14 protein-coding genes are annotated in these 12,491 nt (G+C 70.1%); 10 read left to right on the top strand and 4 right to left on the bottom strand.

The genetic code is table 11. From position 1 onward, the window contains the following. Nucleotides 1–8: 8 nt before the first annotated feature. Nucleotides 9–788: an enoyl-CoA hydratase/isomerase family protein gene (locus tag BCD48_RS37875; protein ID WP_071053208.1), complete on the bottom strand. Its 780-nt coding sequence runs from the start codon at nucleotides 786–788 to the stop codon at nucleotides 9–11. Between the two features lie 84 nt (nucleotides 789–872). Here BCD48_RS37875 and BCD48_RS37870 point away from each other — a divergent pair, with 84 nt between their 5' ends. The 3 genes from BCD48_RS37870 (at nucleotide 873) to BCD48_RS37860 (ending at nucleotide 2,178) form a co-directional block, all read left to right on the top strand. Then, nucleotides 873–1,364 carry an FAS1-like dehydratase domain-containing protein gene (locus BCD48_RS37870; RefSeq protein ID WP_071053207.1) on the top strand — a complete coding sequence of 164 codons (492 nt, stop codon included), beginning with the start codon at nucleotides 873–875 and terminating at the stop codon, nucleotides 1,362–1,364. After that, nucleotides 1,361–1,774: a MaoC family dehydratase gene (locus BCD48_RS37865; protein ID WP_071053206.1), complete on the top strand. Its 414-nt coding sequence runs from the start codon at nucleotides 1,361–1,363 to the stop codon at nucleotides 1,772–1,774. The genes BCD48_RS37870 and BCD48_RS37865 overlap by 4 nt, the downstream gene beginning before the upstream one ends. Nucleotides 1,775–1,836: 62 nt before the next feature. Next, nucleotides 1,837–2,178: an LLM class oxidoreductase gene (locus tag BCD48_RS37860; protein WP_071053205.1), complete on the top strand. Its 342-nt coding sequence runs from the start codon at nucleotides 1,837–1,839 to the stop codon at nucleotides 2,176–2,178. Nucleotides 2,179–2,260: 82 nt separating this feature from the next. Here the strand turns inward: BCD48_RS37860 and BCD48_RS37855 are convergent, their stop codons facing one another. After that, nucleotides 2,261–3,520, bottom strand: coding sequence for an ABC transporter substrate-binding protein (locus tag BCD48_RS37855; RefSeq protein WP_071053204.1), 1,260 nt, complete (start codon nucleotides 3,518–3,520; stop codon nucleotides 2,261–2,263). A 121-nt stretch (nucleotides 3,521–3,641) separates the two neighbouring features. On the opposite strand from BCD48_RS37855, the gene BCD48_RS37850 reads away from it, so the two are divergent. Then, nucleotides 3,642–4,226 (top strand): nuclear transport factor 2 family protein, encoded by a 585-nt coding sequence (locus BCD48_RS37850; protein WP_071053203.1) that lies wholly within the window; start codon nucleotides 3,642–3,644, stop codon nucleotides 4,224–4,226. Nucleotides 4,227–4,476: 250 nt separating this feature from the next. Here the strand turns inward: BCD48_RS37850 and BCD48_RS37845 are convergent, their stop codons facing one another. Further along, complete coding sequence (locus tag BCD48_RS37845; protein ID WP_083419805.1) at nucleotides 4,477–5,310, bottom strand: FadR/GntR family transcriptional regulator; 834 nt, start codon at nucleotides 5,308–5,310, stop codon at nucleotides 4,477–4,479. Between the two features lie 151 nt (nucleotides 5,311–5,461). On the opposite strand from BCD48_RS37845, the gene BCD48_RS37840 reads away from it, so the two are divergent. From BCD48_RS37840 to BCD48_RS37820, 5 genes are all read left to right on the top strand, one after another. Further along, on the top strand, nucleotides 5,462–6,022 hold the full coding sequence (locus BCD48_RS37840) for a PaaI family thioesterase (protein ID WP_241842312.1): 561 nt from the start codon (nucleotides 5,462–5,464) through the stop codon (nucleotides 6,020–6,022). Continuing rightward, the gene (locus BCD48_RS37835; protein ID WP_071053202.1) at nucleotides 6,019–7,323 is read left to right on the top strand and encodes a phenylacetate--CoA ligase family protein; all 1,305 of its coding nucleotides are present in this window, start codon (nucleotides 6,019–6,021) and stop codon (nucleotides 7,321–7,323) included. The genes BCD48_RS37840 and BCD48_RS37835 overlap by 4 nt, the downstream gene beginning before the upstream one ends. Next, on the top strand, nucleotides 7,320–8,009 hold the full coding sequence (locus BCD48_RS37830) for a hypothetical protein (RefSeq protein WP_071053201.1): 690 nt from the start codon (nucleotides 7,320–7,322) through the stop codon (nucleotides 8,007–8,009). The genes BCD48_RS37835 and BCD48_RS37830 overlap by 4 nt, the downstream gene beginning before the upstream one ends. 297 nt (nucleotides 8,010–8,306) lie before the next feature. Next, a complete protein-coding gene (locus BCD48_RS37825; RefSeq protein ID WP_071053200.1) occupies nucleotides 8,307–9,149 on the top strand; it encodes a mycofactocin-coupled SDR family oxidoreductase in 843 nt (280 codons plus the stop codon). Between the two features lie 141 nt (nucleotides 9,150–9,290). Further along, nucleotides 9,291–9,473 (top strand): ferredoxin, encoded by a 183-nt coding sequence (locus BCD48_RS37820; RefSeq protein ID WP_241842311.1) that lies wholly within the window; start codon nucleotides 9,291–9,293, stop codon nucleotides 9,471–9,473. Between the two features lie 200 nt (nucleotides 9,474–9,673). Here the strand turns inward: BCD48_RS37820 and BCD48_RS37815 are convergent, their stop codons facing one another. Further along, complete coding sequence (locus BCD48_RS37815; RefSeq protein WP_071053199.1) at nucleotides 9,674–10,924, bottom strand: cytochrome P450; 1,251 nt, start codon at nucleotides 10,922–10,924, stop codon at nucleotides 9,674–9,676. Between the two features lie 326 nt (nucleotides 10,925–11,250). On the opposite strand from BCD48_RS37815, the gene BCD48_RS37810 reads away from it, so the two are divergent. After that, nucleotides 11,251–12,486, top strand: coding sequence for a CaiB/BaiF CoA transferase family protein (locus tag BCD48_RS37810; protein WP_071053198.1), 1,236 nt, complete (start codon nucleotides 11,251–11,253; stop codon nucleotides 12,484–12,486). The last annotated feature ends 5 nt before the right edge of the window (nucleotides 12,487–12,491 follow it).

Raw genomic sequence — 12,491 nt, 5'->3', positions numbered from 1 at the left:
CGGGCGCGTCAGCCCTTCCGGCGGGCCTTCTGACGGGCGAACTGGTCGGGCACCGCGAGGTATTCGGCGGTGTCGTGTGACTGGCTCTCGGCCGCCAGGCCGTAGCCGAGCGCCGCGACCGCGGAGGCGCGCAGCTGCTGGTTGAGGAGCGCCTTCGTCTCCTGCACGGCCTGGTGGGGCAGCGCGGCCAGCCGTTCGGCGAAGGCCCGCGCCTCGTCGAGGAGGCGCTCGCGGGGGACGGCGAACGTCGCGAGGCCGAGACGGACCGCCTCGGCGGCCGGGATGCGGTCGCCGGTGAGCAGGTAGCGCTTGGCGGTCAGCAGCCCGGTGTGGTGCGGCCAGGTGACGGCGCCGCCGTCGCCCGCGACGAGCGCGACGGCGACGTGCGGGTCCGCCAGGTAGGTGTCGTCGGCGATGAAGACGATGTCGCACAGCGTGCTCAGCGTGCAGCCGAGGCCTACCGCCGGGCCGTTGACGGCCGCGACCACCGGGACGTGGACGTCCAGCATCTCGGTGACGACGCGGCGGGCGTCGCGCATGGTGCGCCGGCGGCGCGCGAAGTCGGCGTGCAGCACGGGGAAGTCGTCGAGGTTGCCGCCGGCGCAGAACGCCCGGCCGGCGCCGGTCAGCACGACCGCGCGGACGTCGCGGCTGTCCTCCACCTCGCGCCACACGTCGTTGAAGGCTCGGTGCAGCGCCGCGTCGAAGGAGTTCAGCTCCGCGGGCCGGTTGAGCGTGACGGTCCAGACCGGTCCCGACCGGTCCAGCAACAGCACCTCGTCGCCCATGGCCACCTCCACGTGATCACACTCGATCTGATGAAATCATATTAATGAGATAGTTATATTGGCGCGAGAGGTCGAGGAGGGCAGATGGCGGACTACCGCTTCCCCGTCGAGGCGGGGCAGATCATGTTGTTCGCGCGGGCTGTCGGTGACCCGAACCCGGTGTATGCCGACCCCGAGGCGGCCAAGGACAGCGACGCCGGCGCGATCATCGCCCCGCCGACGTTCGTTCAGGCCGGCGCGCAGTACGACCCGGACTACCCGCTGCGGCCCCGACCGGGCGAGCCCTGGTTCGGCTCGGGCCGCGCGGCCACCGGCGTGGATGCGCGGCCGGCCGGCGGCGGTGGACTGCACGCCGAGCAGCACTTCGAGTACCACCGCCCGCTGCGGGCCGGCGATGTCCTCGCCGTGACCAGCCGACCGGGCAAGACCTGGGAGAAGACGGGCCGTCGCGGCGGCCGGATGGTCTTCGTCGAGACGGTCATCGAGTACCGGGACGGCGCGGGCGAGCTGGTGGTGACCGCGCGGGGCGTGTCGGTCCGGCCGGAACGGCCGGTCGAGACAGGGGAGGACGCATGAGTGGGAGCGGCCTGGCCGTCGGCGCGGCCCGGGAGGTCGTCCTCACCGACGACCTCACCCGGACGCAGATGGTCATGTACGCCGGCGTGTCCGGTGACTACAACCCCCTGCACACCGACGAGAGGTACGCCCGGGAGGCGGCCGGATACCCGGGGGTCTTCGCCCACGGCATGCTCACCATGGGCCTGACCGCCCGCGCCGTCACCGACTGGGTCGGCGACGGCCGGCTGCTGCGCTACGGCGTCCGTTTCCGTGCCCAGGTCTGGCCCGGTGACCGCCTGACCGCCCGGCTGAGCGTCCGCGAGGTCCGCGACGAGGACGGCGTCCCGGTCGTGGACCTCGACGTCGTGACGGTCAACGGCGACGGCGCCGAGGTCGTCACCGGCTACGCCACCGCGAGCCTTGCGTAACCGAGCGCGTTCTCGCGCCGAGCCACGCCTGGCCGAAGCCAGCCCAGCGCCCGCACCCGCCGGTGTTGCTGGGGGTGCCGGCGAGCGAGCGGAACTTCCGGCGGATCGCGGCGTGGGCCGACGGCTGGATCCCGATGGGCTCGCGCCTGCTGGAGCCGGTGTTCGACGACTGGCTCGCCTCCCTGCGCCGGCACTGCGAGGCCGTCGGGCGCGACCCGGCGACGGTCCGGGTCACCGCCCTGTGCGCGGGCATGCGCGTCGGCCAGCTGCCCGCCGCGGTCGAGCGCGCGGCGGCGCTCGGCGTCGAGCGGGTACTGGTCAAGATCGATGATGGGAAGGCCGACGTCGTCCTGCCGGTTCTCGACAGGCTCGCGGCAGCCCTGGAGAAGACGCTGGCCGGGTGACCCCGGGGAGGTCCGGCGAGCCCGGGCGGACGGCGATCCCTCGTCGGCCACCCGGCCCTGCGTGGCATTTCTCCTTCGGTCCTCAGCCCTCGATGCGGTGGCCGCACCAGGCCTGGCCGCCTGGGCCGGCCCCTCCGGGGACGACGTCGAAGTCGCTGCCGGCCGGGTTCACCCGGACGAAGTTGTAGCAGGTGTTGAGCTGTCCGAACCCGGCCGTCATGTCGAGCGGCTGGGCGAGCAGGCCCCCCGCGTCATAGTCGCGCACGGCGCGTAGCCCGCTGAGGAACGCCGCGCGGGTGGGGCACGGTCCCGCCGCCTCAAGACCGCGGACGAACAGATCGGCGGTGATGTAGCCCTGCAACGTGGTCTCCTGCTGGGCGTCGGCCTGCTCCGGTGCGTAGGTCGCTATGGCCGCCCGATAGGCGTCGAGGGCCGCGGACTGTGCCTGGAAGGAGGGTGTGGTGAGGTAGACGGACATCCCGGCGATGTCGGCTCCGTACCTCCCGAGCAGGCTCCGGTCGTAGCCGTCCGGCCCGACGGCGGCCTTGAGGGAGATTCCAGCCGCGCGAAGCGCCTGGACGATCGTGGCGAGCGCGTCGCCCGAGAGCTCGGCGACGACAACATTGGCCTGCTGGTCACGGGCAGCGTCCACGACGACCTGGGAGCCTGTCACCTGCTCGGCGTAGCTGACCTGCCCGACCACGGAGACCCCCGCCGACCGGAGGCTGGCGGCGTCCTTCTCGGCGACGCCGTGCGAGGACGGGTTGACCGCGCTCACCACCATGATGGCTCGGGTTCCGCCCGCCTTGGCCACGTAGGTACCGAGCGTCGTGACCGAGGGGCCGGTCGTGTACGGGTAGGCGAACGCGAACATGTTGCGGTACTGGCCCCATACCGACTCGGCCACGATCCCCGCGACGGGGATGCCTTTGTCGGCGAGATAGGAGGCGGACCCGGAGGCCACGGCCGTCTCCTCGAGGAGACCGAAGACCCCCACGTTCTCGACCAGATCGCGTGCGGCGGTGAGGTTCGCCGACGGGTCCGACTCGTCGTCGCGCCAGGTGACCTCGATGCGGCGGCCGCCCACGCCGCCGGCCGCGTTCTGCTTGGCGATGCGTGCCTCGACGCCGGCTCGGACCGTCTTGAACGGTCCGGATAACGGCCCGCTGTCGGGGTAGACGAGGCCGACCTTGATCGCGTCCTTGCTGACCCCTGGGCTGGGGCAGCTGGTTGTGCCGGTCGAACCGGTCGATCCGGCGGGCGCGGAGCACCCGACGATCGCCGACGTGAGCGCGACGGACGCGACCGCCGCGGCGTGCCGCCAGACCTGCCTGTGGGCCACGGCATCTCCTATCGTTAAATGATTTGACTTGGGATATAAATATCGTGTCAGCGTCGGCGTCGCCGCGGCAGGGTCCCCTCGGCCCACGTGGCTCGACCGAGCCCGTGAGGGGAGAGACGCCTTGGGTGACCAGGAGTTGGCGGCCGTTCGCGCCCAGCTGGCGGTGCTGGAGGCACGGGAGGCGATCCGGGACCTGGCGGCGCGCTACGCCGCCGCTGTCGATGCCCGTGACCTCGACACGCTGACAGGGTTGTTCGTCGACGACGTGCGGTGCGCGAACGGTGTCGGGCGCGCGGCGCTGCGGGAGTATTTCGTCGACCTCGTCGGCCGCCGAGCGCCGTTCACGACGACGGTGCACCTGGTAGCCGGCCATGTCATCGACCTCGACCCCGCCGACCCGGACGCCGCGCGGGGCACCGTGCACTGTCGGGCCGAGCACAAGGTCGGCGGGCACTGGGTGGTGCAGGCGATGCAGTACAGCGACCGGTACGCGCGCCGAGACGGGCGCTGGTACTTCCGGAGCCGCCGCCCCCGTTCCTGGTACAACGCCGACGTCCTTGAGCAGCCCGCCACAGGCGACCGCCTCAAGTGGGCCCTCGAAGACGTTGGGCTTGCCCCAACCGCCGAGCTTCCCGAAATCTGGCCTACCTGGACCGCCTTCTACGCCGAGATCAGCGACCCGGAGACGACGGCCACCGCCGAGTAGGGCGGGCGCTGCGCGCCCCGGACCTGCCGGATCGGCTTCACCGATCCGGCAGGGACCCCGGGAAGGAGCTGGCGCGCCGTTCTACCCTCGTCGGGGGTGTGGCCTGGATGTCTGGGGTCTGTAGCGGGTTGTGGCCGGTATCCGGGGTTGCGTCGGCGGCGTTCGGCTTGACGGGGCCCGTCTGAGGCGGTCGGGACGGGCGCCGCCCGCCGCGCTTCGCGCCCCGCCGGCCGCGGTGGGCGGGGCGCGGTCAGCCGAGCAGGTCGAGGACGGTGCGGGCGCCCGGGCCGGTGCGGAAGTGGTCGCCCTGCTCCTCGAGGTGGCGCCGCCAGAGGCTCTGGGCGTTGTCGGCGTCCCGGTCGCGCAGGTGCTCGAGGAGTTTGGCGTGCGCGCGCTGACCCTTCAGCGCCGCCCGACGCTGGGCGGGCAGCGCGGCCTCCGCGGTGACGTAGGCCCGGTTCGCCCGGTCGACGATGGTGCGGAGCATGCCGGTCAGAACGGTGAGGGTCTGGTTACCGGTCAGCTCGACCAGGAGAAGGTGGAAGCGGTCCTGGGCGTCGAGAAGCGCGAGCGGGTCGTTCTTGACCCGCTCGGCCTCCTCGTACAGCTCCTGCAGGCGGTCGGTGTCGCCCTCGGACCAGGTGCCGGCGAGCAGCGCGGCGCACGGCGGCTCGATGATGGAGCTGGCCTGGAACACGTCGCCGACCGTGGTCTCCCGGAACTCGAGCACCAGGCCGGCGTAGCGGGCGGCGATCTCCCCGTTGGGCGCGTGCACCCGAGCCCCGCCGTGGGCACCGCGTCGGACGCTGATGAGCGCCTCGGCCTCGAGGACCCGGAACGCCTCGCGGAGTGTCGGCCGCGACACGCCGAACTGCTCCATGAGGACCGACTCGGGCGCGAGGGCCTCACCCTCGCGCAGCTCACCCTTGATGATCTGCCGGCGCAGCTGCGCGGCCACCAGCTCGGCGGTCTTCGGCACGCGGATCTGCTGGCCGACCGGCCGGACCATGGGGTGGGCGCTCTCGGCCGTTGCTGTGCCGCGGACCGCCGAGCTGCCGCCGACCGCTGTGCCGCCGACTGCCATGCCGCGCCGCCTCTCGTTGAAATTATTTCTCTAATAGTACCTAGTGATGGGCCGTGTCCCGGGGCGGCCGCGGCGCGCGCCATGGCATGGCGGCGCCTCCGGGAGCGGGAGCCTGGTGGCTAATCGTCTAACTAAGATGTATGTTCGCGCTGTGGTCCCTGACACAACAGACGAGGCGTGGGCTGGTGGTGACTGGCAGCGTCCCGGACGGTCTGCCAGCGGTGTCGCGCTGTGCGGCGGCTGCCAGACGGCGGAACGCTGCCGGCTCGGGATCGAGACCGAACAGCTGGTGGACGGCGGCGTCGTCTACACCCTGACCTGCCCCTGGGAGTCCGAGGGCGGCCCGCGGGTGGCGCACGGCGGGTGGACGGCAGGGGTGCTCGACGAGGTAGTCGGGCATGTGCCGCTGCTTCATGGCCAGCTGGCGGTGACGGGCCAGCTGGCGGTTCGCTTCGTCAAACCGGTGCCGGTGGGCTGGCCGCTGCGGGCCACCGCCCGGCTGACCGGGCGGGAAGGGCGCCGCTGGCACGTCGAAGCCGAACTGACGCTCGCCTCGACCGGGGCATTGCTGGCCGCCGCTCAGGCGGTGCTGGTGGCCCGGGACGTCGACCACTTCGCGCGCCACGAGGCGTGGCTCGCCGAGCAGGACCAGTCCGCGCGAGCGTCCGGGGACCAGTCGGCGCCGGACGGGAGAGAGGAGGAGCGAGGGTGACCTACCTCGAACCGGACCTGGAGACCGCCCCGGCGGACAGGATCGAAAGCGAACAGACCAAGCGCCTGCTGGAGGTCGTCCAGCTGGCGCACGAACGCTCGGCGTTCTACCGCGAGGCGTGGGACTCAGCCGGTCTGCGGCCGGACGACGTGACGTCGACGGCGGACTTCCGCCGCCTGGTCCCCTTCATGGACAAGGACGCGGTCCGCGCGTTCCGTGACCGGACTGGCGACGGCTTCGGCGGCCTGCTGTGCGTCGGCCCGGCGGACCTGACCACCGTGACGTCGAGCTCGGGAACCACCGGGGACCCGACGTTCTTCAGCGAGGTGTGGCCGGGCCTCGCCTGCGCACCCTTACCCGCCGGCTACCTGCGCGCCTTATGGATGATGGGGGCGCGACCCGGCGACCGTGTGCTGTGCAACGCCGCGATCTTCCGAGGCTGGATCGAGGACGCGTTCCGCGCGCTGGGACTGGTCCCACTTCTCGTCGACACCTGGATGGGCAACTGGGGCGAGGTGCTCCGCGTCGTCGAACAGCACCGGCCGGTCTACGCCCAGCTGATGAGCCCCAACCTGGTCGAGCTGGAACACCTCGCCGCCCGCCACGACCTGCGCAAGCTGTTCGACTCGTTCAAGGCGGTCTCGTTCGCCGGCGAGCCGTTGGGAGCGCGGATGCGTGCGCGGCTGTCCACCGAGTGGGGCCTGGACGTCTTCGTCTACACCAGCGCGGGCGACACCGGCCTGGCCTGGGAATGCTCCGAGCACGACGGCTACCACCTGTGGTGGGACGAGGTCCTCCTTGAGGTGGTCGACCCGGCCACCGGACAGCGGGTCGCCGAGGGCGAGGTCGGGGAGATGGTGGTGACCGCGCTCGACAACGACGTCGCGCCGCTGATCCGCTACCGCACGGGTGACCTGGTCCGGCACAGCACCGCCACGTGCCCGTGCGGCCGAACATCGCCCCGCGTGTGGGTACTCGGCCGGGGCGGAGACGAGACCGTCGTCGCTGGGCGCGCGGTCCTGCCGCAGGAGGTCTGGACGGCGGTCGAGCGCGTCGACGAGACGCAGACGGGCCTGTTCCAGATCATCCGCCCGACCCGGGAGGTCGAACGGCTACGGCTGCGGGTGGGCTACGACGCCTCCCGCGAGGTCGATCTGGACGGGCTCGCTGGCCGCCTCGCCGCGTCCGTCGCCGACGTCGTGCGGCTGCCAGTCGAACTGGTGGACATCGCACTGGAGACGGAGGAGGCGCTGTTGCGACGAGGATCGGCGGCCAAGGTGCCCAGGGTGGCGAAATCATGACGCTCCAGTCCGTCAACGAGGCCGCGCTGCGGTTGCCACGTCAGCCGCTGTTCGGCATCTCGTGGTGGTACACCGGCGAGGCCGTCGAGTTCGCGATCAGCCATGAGGACGTCGCGCGCGACACGGAGTGGGCGACGAGCCAGCTCGGTGCCACCGGCCTCGGCTACGGCGACGTGCTGATCCCGGTGGCCGGGCCCTTCGAGGGCGGCTGGATTCAGCCCTTCTCCCGTGCCGCCGGCGCGCTGCGCGCGACCGTCGCCCATGCCGACAGGTTCGCCTGGGACGCGGGCCGGGTCGAGATGTTCACCCGCCGGCTGCCCGTGCGGGTGCTACTGGGGCTGCCCGGAGAGGTGGCCTCGGCTCTGGTGCAGCGCGACCTGCTCGCGAACGTGGCCGCCGTCCCCGTCCTGCTCGCCCGGCCCGACGCCGTCAGCCCGCTGCGGGCGGCCGGCGCCGCGTGCGGCGTGTTCGCGCTGATCGGTCCCGCGGTTGCCCTGACCACGAGCACGTCGCCCGGCGCGCCGCTCGCCTACGACACCGCCGAGTGGCGTTTCGAGGACGACGGCGCCGGCGAGCTGCTCGTCACCACCGTCGGCCCCAGGGCCACCCGGTTCGAGCGTGCCCGCACGGGTGTGGCCGGTCGGGCGGCCGGCGACGGCCTGGTCGAGCTCCACCTGCCTGCCTGACCGACGACGTGGGCCGGCGCCTTCATCGCACGGACTGACCTGGTTGTCTCGGCTCGGCGACAGGTGCCGATCACGAGTGCTCAGATTCCAGAGCCATGCCGGGAACAGTTCCCGGGCATTCGTCAGCGGGTCACCGTTGCCTGATACCCAGCGCGCGCCTTCATCCCCGGCCGACCACCCACCTGATCGGCTCCGCCTGCCGCCAGCTGCCGACAAAATTGGCTACACATCTATCTATTTACACCGTAGATTCGGATTTCGAGAACCGTTGAAACATTGAGGGAGGAGGTGGCGGAGATGGGTCGTGTCGACGGCAAGGTCGCCTTCATCACGGGTGCCGCGCGGGGCCAGGGCCGGTCGCACGCGGTCCGGCTCGCGGCGGAGGGCGCGGACATCATCGCGGTCGACCTGGTCACCCCGGACGCATACCCGTGGATGACATATCGGCAGGCCGAGCAGGATCAGCTCGACGAGACCGTGGCGCTCGTCGAGAAGACGGGCCGCCGAATCGTCGCCCGCCGAGGCGACGTCCGGGACCGCGCGAGCCTCCAAGCCGCGCTCGACGCCGGCCTCGAGGAGTTCGGCCAGATCGACATCGTCAGCGCCAACGCCGGCATCAGCCCCTTCGGGCCGGAAAGCTGGAACATCTCCGCTCAGCAGTGGGCCGACGTCCTCAATACCAATCTCACCGGGGTGTGGAACACCACCTCCGTCTGCATCCCCCGGATGATCGAGGCAGGGCGCGGCGGCTCCGTCATCCTCACCAGTTCGGGCGCGGGCACCAAGGGTGTACCGAATCTCGCCGACTACTGCGCATCGAAGTTCGGCGTGATCGGTTTCATGAAGAGCCTCGCCAACGAGGTCGGTCGCTACAACATCCGCGTCAACGCGCTGACCCCCGGCACGGTGGCCACCGACATGGTCCTCAACGAAGGGCTGTACCGGCTGTTTCGGCCGGATCTGGAGCACCCGACGAAGGAGGACGCGGTGCCGATCTTCACGAACACGGTCAACCTCATGCCGCAGCCGTGGGTCGAGCCGATCGATATCTCCAACGCCCTGCTGTTCCTCGCCTCGGACGAGGCTCGCTACGTCACCGGTCAGGTCTTCGGCATCGACCTCGGTTCCAACATCAAGTAGCCGCGGGCACAACGGGCGCCGGCGTCGCCGATCGTCGCGCCCCCGCAAGGTCTTATGCCGCGGGCCTTCACCTGGGACGGTCCGGGATTGATCGACACGCTGATCCGAGGATGGGAAGGAACTCAGTCGGTGCGTATCCGGGTGGACGAGGACGTGTGTCAGGGCCACACGCTGTGCGCGATGAACGCGCCGGCGCTGTTCGATCTCCGGGCCGACGACGGCCACGCTGTCACGCTTGTCGAGGAGGTGCCAGGCGAACTCGATGCGGCGGCGAGGCTGGCTGCGCGGGGATGCCCCGAGCGCGCCGTCGTCATCGAGGAGTGACGACGGCACCACCGCGGCGCACGGCTCCGCGCGAGTCGTGCCTATGTGTGCTTCGCTGACCGAGCCGACATCCCTCGCGCAGCGGTCGAGGGCACTGGATTGAAGCAGTCAGCGTCGTTGCGACCACTTCGCGTGCTGAGGGTCCCCGTGTCTTCGTCACGGGGACCCTCAGTAAGATCTTCGCGACTGCACCGGCATCTTCACGGCGTGAAAGCCGTGCCCCCGATTCGGTTGGTGGGGGTGAAGGCCATGGGCATGCGGGACCAGCCGTTTACCTGGCCGATGGTCTCATAGCGCTCGCCGTGCTCTTCGTCGACGACGAAGTCCGGGATGCGGCGGAGAACCTCGCCGATGATCACCTCGAACTCGATGCGGGTGAAATTGGAGCCGAGGCAACGGTGGATGCCGAGGCCGAAGGCCTGGTGACGGTTGGGGAAGCGGTCGAGGACGACCTCGTCGGGACGCTCGAAGACCTCGGGGTCGAAATTCGCGGCTCCCAGATTGAGCAGGACACGGTCGCCGCGGTGCAGTAGCGTGCCGCCGATCTCGACGTCCGTCGTGACGGTTCGGGCAAGCGTCTGTGTCGGCGTGAAGTAGCGCAGGAACTCCTCGCATGCCGGCGCCAGCCGCTCCGGGCTCTCGGCCAGCCAGGCGCGCTGCCGCGGATGGGCGGACAACCAGTGCATCGCGTTGGCGACGAGCGCCGTTGTCGTGTCGTTGCCGCCGGCGAGGACCAGGTTGCAGATTTCCATGATCCTCTGGTCGGACAGCGACTCGTCGTTGACGCGAGCTGTCGCCAGGACGCTGAGAAGATCGTCAGTAGGCTCGGCGCGGCGGTGCGCGACCGTTTCGGCGCAGACCTGAAGGCTGTGCATCACCTTTGCGGCGGCCTCGTCGAAGCGAGGGGTGCCCGGGACGCTGTAGACGATCGCGTGGTAGGCCTCGGAATAGAGGGGCCAGTCGTTCAGCGGCAGGCCGAGGGTCGCGGCGGTCAGCAGAGCGGGTATGGGGCTCGCCAGGTCGGCGACGACATCCATCTGCCCGGTCTCGACAACGCGATCGAGCATCGCCGTCGTGACGTCGACGACGAAGGGGCGCCAGCGTTCGGACGCCGCGGGCGAGAAGTGCGGATTGAGAATCCTGCGGTAGTCGAAGAACTCGGGCGGATCCATCTCGATCGGCACCGAAACGACAGGGGTGGGGGGCTGGACGATTCCCAGGTAGATGCTCTCCGGCTCCGGTTCGTGTCGCGAAGCAAACGTCGCGTCGTCCTTGATGGCGCGGGCGACATCGGCATACCGGGTCAGCACATAGAATCCACCGTGCTGATCGCTGTGCGCGACGGGACACCGCGCTCGCAACTCTAAGTTGATCTCTCGCCATCGGCACGCATAGTCGGCGGAATGATGATCGAACGCGCCAGTCGCCTTGTCGGCAGCGCTCACGCTCATCGCGGCCCCCTTCATTGATCATGGAGAGTGGTGGGCGTCTCGGCGGGAATGCTGGAACGGCTCATCCGACCCGCGGGCCCAACCACGTACATTGTAAGCGATTAGGCTTACGGGTCAAGGGCCGGGTGCGGCGAACCCGCGCGAGGGCTTCGGCGAACACCAGCGGGACGCCGGTCGTCGACGTCCGTGCCTCATTCGGCGCATCGCTCGCCTGGTGCTACTATGGCTGCTATATTAGAGGGCGAACATAGCCTAAGCTGAGGAGCGCCGAATGGCCTCGAAGCCCCGCGTCGAGGCGCCGGGAGAGTGGTTGAGGAGACGGTCTCGTGACTGACTTCCTTCAGGGGATCCGCGTACTTGAGGCGGCCGTCCTGCTCAACGGAGACGCGTTGGGCATGTACCTCGGCGACCAAGGGGCGGACGTCATCAAGATCGAAGCTCCCCCGCGCGGCGACTATGTGCGGGACATGCACGGTCAGGTGGTGCCGCGGTACAGCGTGACCCACCTTCAGTGCAACAAGAACAAGCGGTCCGTCGCTCTCAACCTTCGCACCGATGAGGGTCGCGAGGTGTTCTGGAAGCTGCTTGAGACGGCGGACGTCTTCGTCGACGGGTTCGCCGGGGACGCCTGCTCCAGGCTCGGGATCGGCTACGAGGAGCAGCAACAACGGCGGCCAGAGATCATCTACTGCCAGGTGAGCGGCTTTGGGAGCATCGGGCCCTACGCCGCGATCCCCACCCACGGTCAGATGATGAATGCTCTTGCCGCGAGCACCCCCGTCGCGATGGGTGAGGACGGCCTGACGCATGCCGCGAATGCCAAGATGACCCACGGCGTCTTCGGCGTGGGCATCGGCCCCGATGTGGCCGCCCTGCACGCCGCGTACAGCATTACCTCCGCCCTGTTACGCAGGAACCGCACCGGCAACGGTGCGCACATCGACGTTTCGGCCGCGGACGCCGTCGTCGTGTCGGGCTGGCGGGCGCTGTGCCAGTACCTGAACGACGAAAGGATCAGTGACCGGCGAGGCGTCATTCCGGAGCGCGAGGAGTCCGACGCCGCGAAATACCAGTACTACGAGACGGCGGACCGGAAATTTGTGTTGTTCTGCTGCATCGAGCACAAGTTCTGGGACCGGTTCTGCGAGCTCGTCGATCGTGCGGACCTCACGTCGCGCAAAGACACCGCTGGACCCGTTGACTTCGCGTATGGCGACGTCGAGCTTCGCGGCACGCTCCAGCGCATCTTCTGGACCCGTGACCTGCGCGACTGGATACGCGTGGCGAGCGAGCACGAGTTGCCGATCGGCCCCAACTATTCCAGCACGTCCGACCTGCTCGCCGACGAGCACCTTGCCGCCCGTGGGGTTTTCACGGACGACGTGCACCCGGTCGCGGGGCCCTTCACTTACACCGGCCGGGCTGGGGTCGTCGTCGGCGAGCCGGCGTACCGCGTGCGGCGGCCGGCGCCCGCGTTCGGGGAGCACACCGACGAGCTCCTGCGGGAACTCGGATACGGCCCGGCGGATGTGGCGCGGCTGCGTGCGGTCGGCGCGATCTGAGCCCT

The organism is Pseudofrankia coriaricola (assembly GCF_001854805.1).
GTDB lineage: Bacteria > Actinomycetota > Actinomycetes > Frankiales > Frankiaceae > Pseudofrankia.
Note: the sequence above shows the minus strand (reverse complement) of the source record. Positions and strands in the feature narration are given on the sequence as shown.